Here is a 14,568-nt window from a genome sequence, read left to right as displayed (position 1 = left end):
GTATTTTTCTATGATGCGGAGCATTATTTTTGTTTTTAAGTGCTTGCTTTAATTCTTCAACTTGTGTCTGGGTAAATTCTTTTGTCATAATACTATCATATCGCTATTTTTGATTTTTGTTAAGTATAAGCAAAATTTGCTACAATGGATATTGGAATAAACAAGGAGTTTTCATGAAGACAATTCAACTTGTATTTTTTGGTTTTTTCTTATTGTTTAATTGTGGCTATATTCTTTATAATCTCATCACAGGCTTTGATTGGTCTCAAATTCTCTTGCCAGTTGCCTTTGCCCTGTTTAGCGGATGGGGATGTTACTCACTTTTTAAGGAGATGAAACAAGCCAAATAATCTCTTAGATGTAAAACATTCGTCTAAGGTTAGGGAATATCGTTCTCTTTTTATAAATTGCCCGTTCTTTTTAGCTGATATAGAAGAAATCGATAGGATATTGTCTTTGTGCTATAATAAAAGATATGACAAATGAGAGAACTAAAACAAATCATATTATTGAATTGCCAGATATTCTAGCCAATCAGATTGCAGCCGGAGAGGTCATTGAGCGTCCGGCCAGTGTCGTTAAGGAGCTTTTGGAAAATTCCATCGATGCAGGCGCGACTCAGATTCAGATTGTGATTGAAGAAGCGGGGCTCAAGGCCATTCAAATTACGGACAACGGCGAGGGCATTGCGCATGATGAGGTGCGCTTGGCCCTTCGCCGTCATGCGACTAGCAAGATAAAAAATCAAGCGGACCTTTTTCGTATTCGGACCTTGGGTTTTCGTGGTGAGGCCCTGCCCTCTATCGCCTCTGTCAGCCAGATGGTGATTGAAACGGCCACTGCGGATCATCCTCACGGCATCTTGCTGGAGGCTAAGGGCGGGGTAGTTGAAAAAGAAGAACCTATCAGCCGTCCAGTCGGGACTCAGATGACGGTTTCGGATTTATTTTACAATACCCCTGCTCGGCTCAAATATGTCCGCAGCCAGCAGGCCGAATTGTCTCACATTATCGACGTTGTCAACCGTCTCAGTCTAGCCCATCCAGAAATCAGCTTTACTCTGATAAATGAAGGTCGGGAATTGCTTGCCACTGCTGGAACAGGCAATCTCCGTCAGGCCATTTCTGGTGTCTACGGTATTGCATCGGCTAAGAAAATGGTTGAAATTGTTGCCGAGGACTTGGATTTTCAGGTGTCAGGCTATGTTTCCTTGCCCGAATTGACCCGGGCCAACCGCAACTACATCAGCATTTTCATCAACGGCCGCTACATCAAGAATTTCCTGCTTAACCGAGCGATTTTGGAAGGATATGGCAGTAAGCTCATGGTCGGACGTTTTCCACTGGTGGTGATTGCCATTGAGATTGACCCTTATCTGGCTGATGTCAATGTCCATCCGACCAAGCAGGAAGTCCGTATTTCCAAGGAAAAGGAGCTGATGCAGCTCATTCGTGAAGCCATTGCTCAAGCCCTCAAGGAGCAAGATTTGATTCCAGATGCTTTGGAAAATCTGGCCAAATCCAGCACGCGGACCAAGGTCAAGGCTGAGCAGACGACGTTACCGCTACGCGAGACCAATCTCTACTACGACACGGTCAAGCAAGATTTCTTCCTCAAGCCAGAGGTTGTGGCGGAGGAGATTGCGCCATTGGAAATGGCAGAGCAGTCGAGTCAGCCTGAGCCTAAGGCTGCAGCTATCAAATTTGCCCAGCGTTTGTCAGCAGACGAGCAGGATGTCGAGCATCCAGCCCTCAGTCAGAAAGAATTAGCCAAGTTGGCCAATCAGCTGGACCAAGAACAGACGTCGACCTTCCCAGAATTAGAATATTTTGGTCAGATGCACGGAACCTATCTCTTCGCTCAAGGTAAGGGCGGTCTCTATATCATCGACCAGCACGCTGCTCAGGAGCGGGTCAAGTACGAATATTACCGGGAGAAAATTGGCGAGGTGGACAATTCTGCCCAGCAACTTTTAGTGCCTTACATTTTTGAATTTCCGCAAAATGATGCCCTGACCCTGTCCAGTAAGTTGGACAGCCTGCGCCAGGTCGGCATCAATCTAGAAGAGTACGGTAGCAACCAATTCATCCTGCGGGAACATCCGATATGGATGCAGGAAGAGGAAATTGAGTCTGGGGTCTATGAGATGTGTGACATGTTGCTCTTGACCGACCAAGTTTCCATCAAGCAGTATCGGGCTGAGTTGGCTATTATGATGTCCTGCAAGCGGTCGATTAAGGCTAACCATGCCTTGGATGACTATTCGGCGCGTGACCTCATTCGCCAGCTGTCCCACACGAAAAATCCTTATAACTGTCCGCACGGTCGCCCAGTTTTAGTCAACTTCAGCAAGTCGGACATGGAAAAAATGTTCCGTCGCATTCAAGAAAATCACACCTCTTTACGAGAATTAGGAAAGTATTAGAAAATCATGTACGACTATATCAAAGGAAAACTTACGAAAATCACTGCTAAATACATCGTCATTGAAGTGACGGGTATTGGCTACATTCTTCATGTGGCCAATCCTTACGCTTTTTCTGGCCATGTCAACCAAGAAGTGACGGTGTACACGCATCAAGTCATTCGAGAAGATGCCCACTTGCTTTACGGATTTATGACAGAAGCTGAAAAGTCTGTCTTTCTCAGCCTGATTTCTGTGTCTGGTATCGGTCCGACAACAGCTCTAGCCATCATTGCCGTGGATGATAATGACGGGCTGGTTCGGGCCATTGAGCAGAAAAATATTACCTACCTGACCAAGTTTCCGAAAATCGGTAAAAAAACAGCCCAGCAAATGGTGCTGGACTTGGAAGGCAGGTTTGTTATGAGCGAAGAAACAGGTCCCGTCGAAACGTCGGCTCCGACCAGTGAAAATCATGCCTTGGAAGAAGCAATGGAGGCAATGGAGGCACTCGGCTACCGACCGGCTGAACTCAAGAAAATCAAGAAATTCTTCGACGGCACGACCGATACCGCTGAGAATTACATCAAGTCCGCCCTCAAGATGTTGATGAAGTGAGGATAGTGATGAGATTAAATTTGATACATGCTGGGACTAGCCATAGACCAAACTATCCTTTGTCAGGAAAAGAATTTTCTATTGATTATCACTATATGCCTCATGAAGAAGTTGTCATCATAGGACGCATAGACCCTAATTACCACTTTTTTGAAGCTCGAGCATCTTTGAAAGACACGGAAAAAATATCGACCATCTATAAGGCCTTGATGGCGGATCAACAGGACTATGTTCGCCTTGGGACACTCCATCATCTCGGCGATACCTATTCTGGTCGTCTAACTGCTTCTCTAATACCGAATTATGTCGGTTATTGGGATACATACACGGGTCTGCAAATTAAGCAGAAAGATGAACATTCTGGCGGGCATTTTGCTTATTTTTTACAAAGACACTATCGTGAACAAGTGAGAAAGGCGGAGCTACGCGATAGGAGTGGTTCGTATGTACCAATCCTGGAAAATTATCAAGCCTATCTAAAAACAGTTGATTATATGGCTTATGAGGGTAAGGTAGAACCTCTGAGGCAAATATTGGAGCAAGAGGCTTATGTGCTTCTGTCTCAAAATGAAGAGCTCGTTCAAGCTTATAAAGCTTGTCTAGATTTGATAGGATCGCTCTATAATGCTTATCAGACTGCCATTCGTTAATGCTAGAAAGGGAAAAAATGAACCGTTGTTCTTGGGTCAATCTCAACAATCCCCTCTATATAGCCTATCATGATCAAGAATGGGGGCGCCCTTTGCATGAGGAGCAGGCTCTCTTTGAATTGCTCTGTTTGGAGACCTATCAAGCAGGTCTGTCTTGGGAAATTGTGCTCAACAAGCGACAGGCTTTCAAGTCTGTCTTTCATGATTATGACTATCATGCGGTTGCTAGCATGACTGACCAGCAGCTGGATGCCCTGCTCGACAATCCAGCTATTATTCGGCACAAGGCTAAGCTCTACGCGACCCGTGCCAATGCCCAAGCCTTTCTCAAGTTACAGGAAGAATGCGGCAGTTTTGACCATTATATCTGGTCTTGGCTAGCAGGTCGCCCACAGGTCAATTCGGTTGGTGACTACCGTCAAGTTCCTGCTAAAACCTCCCTTTCCGAGGCTATTTCCAAGGACTTGAAAAAACGAGGTTTTAAATTTGTCGGTCCTGTCTGCGTCTATTCTTTCCTACAAGCAGCTGGGCTCATTAACGACCATGAAAATACGTGTGACTGGAAAAATATCTAAAACCACCACCCAATTACGAACTAATAGATAGGCAGGTAACTGCATGCTATCAAAAGTAGAAGGAGGATTATGAAAGCAGAACTCATCGCCGTAGGCACTGAAATTTTGACCGGTCAGATTGTCAATACCAACGCGCAATTTCTATCTGAAAAATGTGCTGAATTGGGTATTGACGTCTATTTTCATACAGCAGTAGGCGATAATGAAAAGCGTCTTTTGTCGGTGTTGGAGATTGCCAGTAAGCGAAGTGATATGGTCATTCTCTGTGGCGGTTTGGGACCGACGGAGGACGATTTGACCAAGCAGACCCTGGCTCAGTTTTTAGGACGCGACTTGGTCTTTGACAAGAGGGCCGTGGACAAGCTGAACCGCTTTTTTGCCAGTCGTCCCGGTCGTATTCGCACACCCAATAATGAGCGTCAGGCTCAATTGGTGGCTGGTTCTATTCCCTTGCACAATCCCACAGGGCTGGCTGTAGGGAGTATGATTGAACAAGACGGCGTTACCTATATTGTCTTGCCAGGACCGCCTAGCGAACTCAAAGCCATGTTTGCCCAGAGTTTGCTGCCGCTGTTGACCCAATCCGAGCAACAACTCTATTCGCGGGTCTTGAGGTTCTTTGGTATCGGCGAGAGTCAGTTGGTTACTATCTTGGCAGACTTGATTGACCAACAGACGGACCCGACTCTAGCCCCTTATGCTAAAACAGGGGAAGTCACCCTGCGCCTGTCTACCAAGGCGACCAGTCAGGTAGAGGCAGATGCCAAACTAGCCCAGCTAGAAAAGACGATTCTGGAGCGAGATAATTTAGCAAAATACCTATATGCCTATGGTGAGGACAATAGTCTGGCTAAAACGGTTGCGGATTTGTTGGTTGACAAGCAGCAAACCTTGTCCATTTTGGAGCAGGGAACGGGAGGTCAGTTGCAAGCGGAATTGAGCGCAACCATGACAGACCAGATGTATTTTAGCGGGGGTCAGGTCAGAGGTCAGGGTCCAATCAGCTCGGACAGCTTGGTGACAGAAGCCAGTCAGTTGCGGAAGGAATTGGCGACAGATTTGACTCTGGCTGTTTCGGTGGCTGTCAAACCCCAATCGACTGTTGACAACGTCCTTGCCAAGGTCAGTCTGGTCTTGGTCAGCACCTCTAGGATTGTCCAAAAAGAAGTGGATTTAGGGGGCTATTCATGGCTCTATCTGCGTCAGTTAGCTTGCCTGCAGGCCTTAGACTTTGTACGAAATACTTTGTGAAATAGCAGAACTTTGCTATAATGGTTTGATTAGAAAAAGAGGAGAAAGAAATTGGCTAAGAAACCATCGAAAAAATTAGAAGAAATTACTAAAAAATATGGAGATGAGCGCAAAAAGGCTTTAGATGACGCTCTCAAGTCTATCGAAAAAGACTTTGGTAAGGGGGCAGTGATGCGCCTGGGTGAGCGTGCCGAGCAAAAGGTTCAGGTCATGAGCTCTGGTAGCTTGTCGATTGATATCGCTCTGGGCGCTGGTGGCTATCCGAAGGGGCGTATCGTCGAGATTTACGGTCCAGAATCATCTGGTAAGACGACGGTTGCCCTTCATGCGGTTGCCCAATGTCAAAAAGAAGGCGGTATTGCAGCCTTTATCGATGCCGAGCATGCTTTGGATCCTGCTTATGCAGCGGCTCTAGGTGTTAACATTGATGAATTGCTCTTGTCGCAGCCGGATTCTGGTGAGCAGGGCTTGGAAATCGCTGGTAAATTGATTGACTCTGGTGCTGTTGATTTGGTCGTTGTCGACTCAGTTGCGGCTCTTGTACCGCGTGCGGAGATTGACGGTGACATCGGTGATAGCCACGTTGGTCTGCAGGCGCGTATGATGTCTCAGGCCATGCGCAAATTGGGTGCATCAATCAACAAAACCAAGACCATTGCTATTTTCATCAACCAACTCCGTGAAAAAGTGGGTGTCATGTTTGGTAACCCAGAAACCACGCCGGGTGGTCGTGCCTTGAAGTTCTATGCCTCTGTTCGTTTGGACGTTCGTGGCAATACCCAAATCAAGGGTACGGGTGAGCAGAAAGACCAGAACGTTGGTAAGGAAACCAAGGTCAAGGTCGTGAAAAACAAGGTCGCTCCGCCATTTAAAGAAGTTGTCGTGGAAATCATGTACGGAGAAGGGATTTCGCAGACGGGCGAGTTGATTCAAATCGGTAGCGACTTGGGTATCATCAAAAAAGCAGGTGCTTGGTATTCTTACAACGATGAGAAAATCGGTCAAGGTTCGGAAAATGCTAAGAAGTTCTTGGCTGAAAATCCAGAAATTTTTGCAGAAATCGACCGCAAAATCCGTATTCACTACGGTTTGATTGAAGATGATAACGCACCAGCTGAAACGGCTGATGCAAAGGCGGAAGCTACTGAAGAAGTTCCTGCTACTGAAACAGAAACCAATGTAGAATTGGAAGAAGTAGTACTTGACCTCGATGGCGGCATCGAATTAGAAGAATAATTCCGAAAAAGTCTAGTCTAGCTAGGCTTTTTTCTCATAAAAACCGAATTTTCCCCCTTAAATTTAAAGTTTTTTTGCAAAATAGGTCTGCAGACTGAGGGATTTTGTGGTATAATGGTTTATAATGTGTTTACGAAGATGTAGCAAAGGAGTGACTACATGATTAAAATTTATACTGTATCTAGTTGTACCTCTTGTAAAAAAGCAAAAAATTGGTTAAATGCTCACCAACTTTCATACAACGAGCATAACCTTGCAAAAGAAGCCATTACTAAGGAAGAAATTATGAACATTTTGACCAAGACAGAGAATGGTATTGCAAGTATTGTTTCTTCAAAAAACCGTTATGCTAAGAGCTTGGACTTCGATATTGAGGATTTAAGCGTTAATGAGGTTATTGATTTAATTACCTCAAATCCTCGGATTTTGAAAAGCCCGATTCTGATTGACGAGAAACGTCTTCAGGTAGGCTATAAGGAAGATGACATTCGTGCCTTCCTGCCACGCTCAGTGCGTAATGTAGAAAATGCTCAAGCTCGGATGAGAGCAGCCCTATAAAGTAGATGAAAGAACTCTAGCTCTAGGGTTCTTTTATGCTATATCATTGAGTTTAGGGGCTATATGTGGTATAATAGACTATAAGATAAGGAAAGAAGGTGTAAGTATGGGATTCACAGAAGAAACTGTCCGTTTTCGTCTGGACGATACAGATAAGCAAGAAATCAGCAAAACGCTGACCAGTGTTTATCGGTCGCTTGACGAGAAAGGCTACAATCCAATCAATCAGATTATCGGCTATGTCTTGAGTGGGGACCCTGCTTATATCCCTCGCTACAATGATGCCCGTAATCAGATTCGTAAACATGAGCGCGACGAAATCATTGAAGAATTGGTACGCTACTACTTGAAAGGGAATGGGATTGACCTCTAATGAGAATTATGGGATTAGATGTCGGTTCAAAAACCGTCGGTGTAGCCATTTCGGATCCCTTGGGCTTTACGGCCCAGGGTTTAGAAATTATTCCTATAAATGAAGAAAAAGGTGAGTTCGGTTTTGAAAGGCTGAGCGAACTTGTTTCCCAGTATAAGGTGGACAAGTTTGTTGTTGGCCTACCCAAGAACATGAACAATACTAGCGGTCCGCGTGTTGAGGCCAGTCAAGCCTACGGTGATTTATTGGTGGAACAGTACGGACTGCCTGTTGATTACCAGGATGAGCGCTTGACCACTGTAGCGGCTGAACGTATGTTGATTGAGCAGGCAGACATTAGCCGCGGCAAGCGCAAAAAAGTGATTGATAAATTGGCAGCCCAGCTGATTTTGCAAAATTATTTAGATAGAACATTTTAAAATATAAAGGAGATAAACATGGCACATCATCACGACCATGAACATGACCACAACCACGACGAGCGTGAATTGATTACTTTGGTAGACGACCAAGGTAATGAAACCTTGTTTGAAATTTTATTGACAATTGACGGTCAAGAAGAATTTGGTAAAAACTACGTTCTCTTAATTCCTGCAAGTGCAGAAGAAGATGAGAACGGTGAGGTGGAAATCCAAGCTTACTCGTATATCGAAAACGAGAACGGCACAGAAGGCGATTTGCAACCAATCCCGGAAGATGCAACAGCAGAATGGGATATGATTGAAGAAGTCTTCAACAGCTTTATGGATGAATAAAAAGGTCCGGGGGACCTTTTTATCTTTTGCTTGAAAACAGGAGGGCAAAACTAGGTCCGGGGGACCTTTTTATCATGAGTTTGAAAACCAAAGAACGAATCAAGGTCCAGTGGACCTTTTTATCTTTTGCTTGAAAACAGGAGGGTAAAACTAGGTCCGGGTGGACCTTTTTATCATGAGTTTGAAAACCAAAGAACGAATCAAGGTCCAGTGGACCTTTTTATCTTTTGCTTGAAAACAGGAGGGTAAAACTAGGTCCGGGTGGACCTTTTTATCATGGTACCGAGGCCTTTGGATCATGATAAAAAAGAAAGTGAATAAAGGTCCGGTGAATATTTTATCCCTCTTTCTTTTTCTTTTGGAAGCTAGTAAAAATAACACTAAAATCAATGAACAACTTGAAGGTAGAGGATTGTATGAAAGATGAGTTAGAAAGATATTTGTTAAAAGATCCTGATATCATTAGGATTTTGGGGATTGTAAAGGATTTAGACTTAGCGGACTCGTGGATTTGTGCAGGAACAATTCGTAATTTTATCTGGAATCATTACCGTTTTGATAAAAATACGGATGTTGATCTTATCTTTTACGATGAGCAAGTGTCGTATCAAGCAACAAAAGAATTAGAAGCAAATTTGCGTCAAAGATATCCGGAATATCAGTGGGAAGTTAAGAATCAAGTATTTATGCATATTCATAGCCCGGATACCTCTCCTTATCAATCGTCAAAAGATGCAATAGAAAAATTTCCTGAAAGGTGTACCGCAATTGGTGTTCGTCAGACAGAGAAAGGGGATATAGAACTATTTGCACCTTATGGATTGACTGATATTTATAATTATTTGGTGCGACCAACTCCTCATTTTATTGGCAATTCTAAACGTATGGATGTATATGAGAAGAGAGTAAAAAAGAAAAACTGGAAAGAACAATGGCCTGTAATAACCATAGAATACGATTGATAAACTATCTTCATTAAAAATAGACAAAAATGTCCTGTAGAAAGTTAGCTCTTTTCGATAAACTTAAACCATCAAACAAAGGAGATGGGATGATGAAATTTGAAAAGGTCTATGATGGTGTAAAAGGGATTGTCAACAAGGCTCGAAAAGAGTTTTATATCAAACTGTGGGACAGAGATGACTGGGAGCAGGAAGGCATGATAACCTTGTTTGAATTATTGGAGGATCAACCATGGTTGATTGGGGAAAGAGCCCAGTTGTATTGTTATTTCAAGGTTAAATTCAGAAATCGGATTAAGGACTATGTTCGCAGACAGGAAAGTAAAAAGCGCAAGTTTGACCGAATGTCTCATGAAGACATACATGAACTATCACAAGTAATACAATCGCCAGGTTTAGTCAATGACGAGCTATTGTTGTTGAGAGGTGCCTTGAGAGATTATCGGAAAAATTTGTCTATGGACCAATTGGAAAATTATGAAAAACTAATTAGTGGTCAGAGTTTCAATGGTCGTAAGAATATGCTTAGGGGGTTACAAGAACATTTAAAGGACTTTCGATGATTGTTTTCTACTAATGCTATAAGAATAATGGCGATAGAATACACGAACCGCCTCCCAAAACAGAAGTTTTGGGATTTTTAAAATTTTAAGTAAAAACTCTTGCAATGACGGATAGAATTTGGTAGACTATTCTAGTGCCGTAAAAATTACGGCTGTAGCTTTGATGCAAGAGGTTGCGACACGCTCGGTTGCATTGCCACGCAACTCGTGTTGGTTTTCTTGTGGAGCTAGCCTATTATCTTAAATAGACGCAAAGGAGAAAAAGATGGCAAACAAAAAAATCCGCATCCGCTTGAAAGCGTACGAACACCGTACACTTGATACAGCAGCTGCAAAAATCGTTGAAACTGCAACACGTACAGGTGCTCAAGTAGCAGGTCCAGTTCCACTTCCAACAGAACGTAGCCTCTACACAATCATCCGTGCGACTCACAAGTATAAAGACTCTCGTGAGCAGTTCGAAATGCGTACACACAAACGTTTGGTAGATATCATTAACCCAACTCAAAAAACAGTTGATGCTTTGATGAAATTGGATCTTCCAAGTGGTGTAAACGTAGAAATCAAACTTTAATCAGCTAGATACGACTGAGTAAAGCGAGTGTTCTAATTGAACACAGGCTAAACTCTGTGTGAAAAAAGACAAATCTTCCTGGAAACTACCGTTTCTTCGTCGGATTTCTTATTTTCATCTTGAGTTTGACGCCGTTAGTATCTTGAATTGAGCATGAAAAACGCTCGTTAAAAACTTTTTAACTATAAAATAAGAAAAGGAATATTTTTCTCATGACAAAAGGAATCTTAGGGAAAAAAGTGGGAATGACTCAAATCTTCACTGAATCTGGTGAATTTATCCCTGTTACTGTCATCGAAGCAACTCCAAACGTTGTACTTCAAGTGAAAACAGTTGAAACTGACGGTTATGCGGCAGTTCAAGTTGGTTTTGATGACAAACGTGAAGTATTGAGCAACAAACCTGCCAAAGGCCATGTAGCTAAAGCTAACACAGCTCCTAAGCGCTTCATTCGTGAATTCAAAAACATTGAAGGCTTGGAAGTTGGACAAGAAATTACAGTTGAAACTTTCGCAGCTGGTGATGTTGTTGATGTAACTGGTACATCTAAAGGTAAAGGTTTCCAAGGTGTTATCAAACGCCATGGTCAATCACGTGGTCCTATGGCTCACGGTTCTCGTTACCACCGTCGTCCAGGTTCTATGGGTCCTATTGCACCTAGCCGTGTATTCAAAGGTAAAAACCTTGCAGGTCGCATGGGCGGCAACCGTGTAACAATTCAAAACCTTGAGGTTGTACAAGTTGTTCCAGAAAAGAACGTTATCCTTATCAAAGGTAACGTACCAGGTGCTAAGAAATCTCTTATCACTATCAAGTCAGCAGTTAAAGCTGGTAAATAATAAGGAAAGGGGAAATCAGTCGAAATGGCAAACGTAACATTATTTGACCAAACTGGTAAACAAGCTGGTGAAGTAGTTCTTAACGATGCGATTTTTGGTATCGAGCCAAACCAAGCAGTTGTATTTGATGTGATCATCAGCCAACGTGCTAGCCTTCGTCAAGGTACTCACGCAGTTAAAAACCGTTCAGCAGTCTCAGGTGGCGGACGCAAACCATGGCGTCAAAAAGGAACTGGACGTGCTCGTCAAGGTTCTATCCGTTCACCACAATGGCGTGGCGGTGGCGTAGTCTTCGGACCAACTCCACGTTCATACGCGTACAAACTTCCACAAAAAGTTCGTCGCTTGGCACTTAAATCTGTTTACTCAGAAAAAGTTGCTGAAAACAAATTTGTAGCTGTTAACTCACTTGAATTCACAGCTCCAAAAACTGCTGAATTTGCAAAAGTACTTGCAGCATTGAGCATTGATTCTAAAGTCCTTGTTATTCTTGAAGAAGGCAATGAATTCGCAGCTCTTTCTGCTCGTAACATCCCAGGAGTTAAAGTTGCAACCGCAACAACTGCAAGCGTACTTGACATCGCAAATGCAGACAAACTTCTTGTAACTCAAGCAGCTATCTCTAAAATTGAGGAGGTTCTTGCATAATGAATTTGTATGATGTTATCAAAAAACCTGTCATCACAGAAAGCTCAATGGGCCAACTCGAAGCAGGCAAGTATGTATTTGAAGTTGACACTCGTGCACACAAACTCTTGATCAAACAAGCTGTTGAAGCTGCATTTGAAGGTGTTGAAGTTGCAAATGTTAACACAATCAACGTGAAACCTAAAACAAAACGCGTAGGTCGTTATGTGGGTCGCACAAACAAAGTGAAAAAAGCAATCATCACTTTGACTGCTGATTCAAAAGCGATCGAATTGTTCGCTACAGCTGACGCTGAATAATCAAAGGAGGAATTAACGTGGGTATTAAAGTTTATAAACCAACGACAAATGGCCGTCGTAACATGACTTCTTTGGACTTCGCTGAAATCACAACAAGTACTCCAGAAAAAAGCTTGCTTGTTGCATTGAAAAACAAAGCTGGTCGTAACAACAATGGTCGCATCACTGTTCGTCACCAAGGTGGCGGTCACAAACGTTTCTACCGTTTGGTAGACTTCAAACGTAACAAAGATGGCGTTGAAGCAGTTGTTAAAACAATTGAATACGATCCAAACCGTTCAGCAAACATCGCTCTTGTACACTACACAGACGGTGTGAAAGCATATATCATCGCTCCTAAAGGTCTTGAAGTTGGTCAACGCATCGTTTCAGGTCCAGAAGCGGATATCAAAGTTGGTAATGCACTTCCACTTGCAAACATCCCAGTCGGTACTGTTGTTCACAACATCGAGTTGAAACCAGGTCGCGGTGGTGAGTTGGTTCGTGCTGCTGGTGCATCTGCACAGGTTCTTGGTCAAGAAGGTAAATACGTTCTTGTTCGCCTTCAATCAGGTGAAGTTCGTATGATCCTTGGTACTTGCCGTGCTACTGTTGGTACTGTAGGTAACGAACAACATGGCCTAGTAAACCTTGGTAAAGCAGGTCGTAGCCGTTGGAAAGGTATCCGTCCAACAGTTCGCGGTTCTGTAATGAACCCTAACGATCACCCACACGGTGGTGGTGAAGGTAAAGCACCAGTTGGTCGTAAAGCACCATCTACTCCATGGGGTAAACCAGCTCTTGGTTTGAAAACTCGTAACAAGAAAGCTAAATCAGACAAACTTATTGTTCGTCGTCGCAACCAAAAGTAATTTATACATAGTTGCTTAGCATGCTATATCATCCGCCAACTCGGTAGCCCGCATTGCGGGCAAGCCGCTGTGGTACATATTTTAAAGGAGAAAACACTAAAATGGGACGTAGTCTTAAAAAAGGACCTTTCGTCGATGAGCATTTGATGAAAAAAGTTGAAGCTCAAGCAAATGACGAAAAGAAAAAAGTAATTAAAACTTGGTCACGTCGTTCAACGATTTTCCCAAGTTTCATCGGTTATACAATCGCAGTTTACGATGGACGTAAACACGTACCTGTATACATTCAAGAAGACATGGTAGGTCACAAACTTGGTGAATTCGCACCAACTCGTACTTACAAAGGTCATGCTGCTGACGACAAGAAAACTCGTCGTAAATAATTTAGGAGGAAAACACAATGGCAGAAATTACTTCAGCTAAAGCAACTGCTCGCACAGTACGTGTTTCACCTCGTAAATCACGTCTTGTCTTGGATAACATCCGTGGCAAAAGCGTAGCAGACGCAATCGCAATCTTGAAATTCACACCAAACAAAGCTGCAAGCATTATCGAGGGAGTTTTAAACTCAGCAATCGCTAACGCTGAAAACAACTTTGGTTTGGAAAAAGCTAACTTGGTAGTCAGCGAAGCATTCGCAAACGAAGGACCAACGTTGAAACGTTTCCGTCCACGTGCGAAAGGTTCTGCTTCACCAATCAACAAACGCACAGCTCACATCACTGTAGTTGTGGCAGAGAAATAAGGAGGTAAAAACGTGGGTCAAAAAGTACATCCAATTGGTATGCGTGTTGGCATCATCCGTGATTGGGATGCTAAATGGTATGCTGAAAAAGAATACGCGGATTACCTTCATGAAGATCTTGCAATCCGCAACTTTATCAAAAAAGAATTGGCTGATGCGTCAACATCAACAATCGAAATCGAACGTGCTGTAAACAAAGTAATCGTTTCTATCCACACTGCTAAACCAGGTATGGTTATCGGTAAAGCTGGTAGCAACGTTGATGCACTTCGTGCTCAATTGAACAAATTGACTGGTAAGCAAGTACACATCAACATCATCGAAATCAAACAACCTGATTTGGATGCACACCTTGTTGGTGAGTCAATCGCTCGTCAATTGGAGCAACGTGTGGCATTCCGTCGTGCTCAAAAACAAGCTATCCAACGTGCAATGCGCGCTGGTGCAAAAGGTATCAAAACACAAGTTTCTGGTCGTTTGAACGGTGCTGATATTGCCCGTGCAGAAGGCTACTCAGAAGGAACTGTTCCTCTTCATACACTTCGTGCGGATATCGACTACGCTTGGGAAGAAGCTTTGACAACTTACGGTAAACTTGGTGTTAAAGTATGGATCTACCGTGGTGAAGTTCTTCCAGCTCGTAAAAACACTAAAGGAGGTAAATAAC

The 14,568-nt window shown here is 43.2% G+C and carries 21 protein-coding genes; all 21 read left to right on the top strand.

Going from position 1 to position 14,568, the window contains the following annotated elements:
* Positions 1-173 precede the first annotated feature (173 nt).
* On the top strand, positions 174-350 hold the full coding sequence (locus ACVC7T_RS04640) for a hypothetical protein (RefSeq protein ID WP_161942998.1): 177 nt from the start codon (positions 174-176) through the stop codon (positions 348-350).
* 125 nt (positions 351-475) lie between these two features.
* Positions 476-2,425, top strand: a complete 1,950-nt coding sequence (mutL, locus tag ACVC7T_RS04635; protein WP_447262556.1) for a DNA mismatch repair endonuclease MutL — start codon at positions 476-478, stop codon at positions 2,423-2,425.
* A gap of 6 nt (positions 2,426-2,431) precedes the next feature.
* Positions 2,432-3,022, top strand: a complete 591-nt coding sequence (gene ruvA / locus ACVC7T_RS04630; protein ID WP_105122400.1) for a Holliday junction branch migration protein RuvA — start codon at positions 2,432-2,434, stop codon at positions 3,020-3,022.
* 8 nt (positions 3,023-3,030) lie between these two features.
* Positions 3,031-3,672 carry a hypothetical protein gene (locus ACVC7T_RS04625; RefSeq protein WP_394736163.1) on the top strand — a complete coding sequence of 214 codons (642 nt, stop codon included), beginning with the start codon at positions 3,031-3,033 and terminating at the stop codon, positions 3,670-3,672.
* Between the two features lie 17 nt (positions 3,673-3,689).
* A complete protein-coding gene (locus ACVC7T_RS04620) occupies positions 3,690-4,247 on the top strand; it encodes a DNA-3-methyladenine glycosylase I (RefSeq protein WP_394736164.1) in 558 nt (185 codons plus the stop codon).
* A 69-nt stretch (positions 4,248-4,316) separates the two neighbouring features.
* Positions 4,317-5,498 carry a competence/damage-inducible protein A gene (locus tag ACVC7T_RS04615; RefSeq protein ID WP_447262555.1) on the top strand — a complete coding sequence of 394 codons (1,182 nt, stop codon included), beginning with the start codon at positions 4,317-4,319 and terminating at the stop codon, positions 5,496-5,498.
* Positions 5,499-5,549: 51 nt separating this feature from the next.
* Positions 5,550-6,734 carry a recombinase RecA gene (gene recA, locus ACVC7T_RS04610; protein WP_105138616.1) on the top strand — a complete coding sequence of 395 codons (1,185 nt, stop codon included), beginning with the start codon at positions 5,550-5,552 and terminating at the stop codon, positions 6,732-6,734.
* A gap of 159 nt (positions 6,735-6,893) precedes the next feature.
* On the top strand, positions 6,894-7,292 hold the full coding sequence (spx, locus tag ACVC7T_RS04605; RefSeq protein ID WP_105111770.1) for a transcriptional regulator Spx: 399 nt from the start codon (positions 6,894-6,896) through the stop codon (positions 7,290-7,292).
* Positions 7,293-7,398: 106 nt separating this feature from the next.
* Entirely contained in the window at positions 7,399-7,665 is a 267-nt protein-coding gene (locus ACVC7T_RS04600) for an IreB family regulatory phosphoprotein (protein WP_105111771.1), read from the top strand.
* On the top strand, positions 7,665-8,084 hold the full coding sequence (gene ruvX / locus ACVC7T_RS04595; RefSeq protein WP_105138617.1) for a Holliday junction resolvase RuvX: 420 nt from the start codon (positions 7,665-7,667) through the stop codon (positions 8,082-8,084). The genes ACVC7T_RS04600 and ruvX overlap by 1 nt, the downstream gene beginning before the upstream one ends.
* A gap of 18 nt (positions 8,085-8,102) precedes the next feature.
* Positions 8,103-8,420: a DUF1292 domain-containing protein gene (locus tag ACVC7T_RS04590; protein WP_105138618.1), complete on the top strand. Its 318-nt coding sequence runs from the start codon at positions 8,103-8,105 to the stop codon at positions 8,418-8,420.
* Positions 8,421-8,809: 389 nt separating this feature from the next.
* A complete protein-coding gene (locus ACVC7T_RS04585) occupies positions 8,810-9,382 on the top strand; it encodes a nucleotidyltransferase family protein (RefSeq protein WP_105138619.1) in 573 nt (190 codons plus the stop codon).
* 89 nt (positions 9,383-9,471) lie between these two features.
* Positions 9,472-9,945, top strand: a complete 474-nt coding sequence (locus tag ACVC7T_RS04580; protein ID WP_245170007.1) for a sigma-70 family RNA polymerase sigma factor — start codon at positions 9,472-9,474, stop codon at positions 9,943-9,945.
* Positions 9,946-10,210: 265 nt separating this feature from the next.
* The gene (gene rpsJ / locus ACVC7T_RS04575) at positions 10,211-10,519 is read left to right on the top strand and encodes a 30S ribosomal protein S10 (protein WP_024391481.1); all 309 of its coding nucleotides are present in this window, start codon (positions 10,211-10,213) and stop codon (positions 10,517-10,519) included.
* Between the two features lie 212 nt (positions 10,520-10,731).
* The gene (rplC, locus tag ACVC7T_RS04570) at positions 10,732-11,358 is read left to right on the top strand and encodes a 50S ribosomal protein L3 (RefSeq protein ID WP_004195488.1); all 627 of its coding nucleotides are present in this window, start codon (positions 10,732-10,734) and stop codon (positions 11,356-11,358) included.
* 24 nt (positions 11,359-11,382) lie between these two features.
* Positions 11,383-12,006, top strand: coding sequence for a 50S ribosomal protein L4 (gene rplD, locus ACVC7T_RS04565; protein WP_004195490.1), 624 nt, complete (start codon positions 11,383-11,385; stop codon positions 12,004-12,006).
* Positions 12,006-12,305, top strand: coding sequence for a 50S ribosomal protein L23 (locus ACVC7T_RS04560; RefSeq protein WP_447262554.1), 300 nt, complete (start codon positions 12,006-12,008; stop codon positions 12,303-12,305). Before rplD ends, ACVC7T_RS04560 begins: the two co-directional genes overlap by 1 nt.
* A gap of 17 nt (positions 12,306-12,322) precedes the next feature.
* Positions 12,323-13,156, top strand: a complete 834-nt coding sequence (gene rplB, locus ACVC7T_RS04555) for a 50S ribosomal protein L2 (protein ID WP_024391479.1) — start codon at positions 12,323-12,325, stop codon at positions 13,154-13,156.
* Between the two features lie 101 nt (positions 13,157-13,257).
* Positions 13,258-13,539, top strand: a complete 282-nt coding sequence (rpsS, locus tag ACVC7T_RS04550; protein ID WP_000533766.1) for a 30S ribosomal protein S19 — start codon at positions 13,258-13,260, stop codon at positions 13,537-13,539.
* Positions 13,540-13,556: 17 nt separating this feature from the next.
* Positions 13,557-13,901 carry a 50S ribosomal protein L22 gene (gene rplV, locus ACVC7T_RS04545; RefSeq protein WP_023369052.1) on the top strand — a complete coding sequence of 115 codons (345 nt, stop codon included), beginning with the start codon at positions 13,557-13,559 and terminating at the stop codon, positions 13,899-13,901.
* 12 nt (positions 13,902-13,913) lie between these two features.
* Complete coding sequence (gene rpsC, locus ACVC7T_RS04540; RefSeq protein ID WP_002936661.1) at positions 13,914-14,567, top strand: 30S ribosomal protein S3; 654 nt, start codon at positions 13,914-13,916, stop codon at positions 14,565-14,567.
* Position 14,568 lies beyond the last annotated feature (1 nt).

The sequence above is a fragment of the Streptococcus sp. P25B114 genome, from assembly GCF_053010325.1.
Note: the sequence above shows the minus strand (reverse complement) of the source record. Positions and strands in the feature narration are given on the sequence as shown.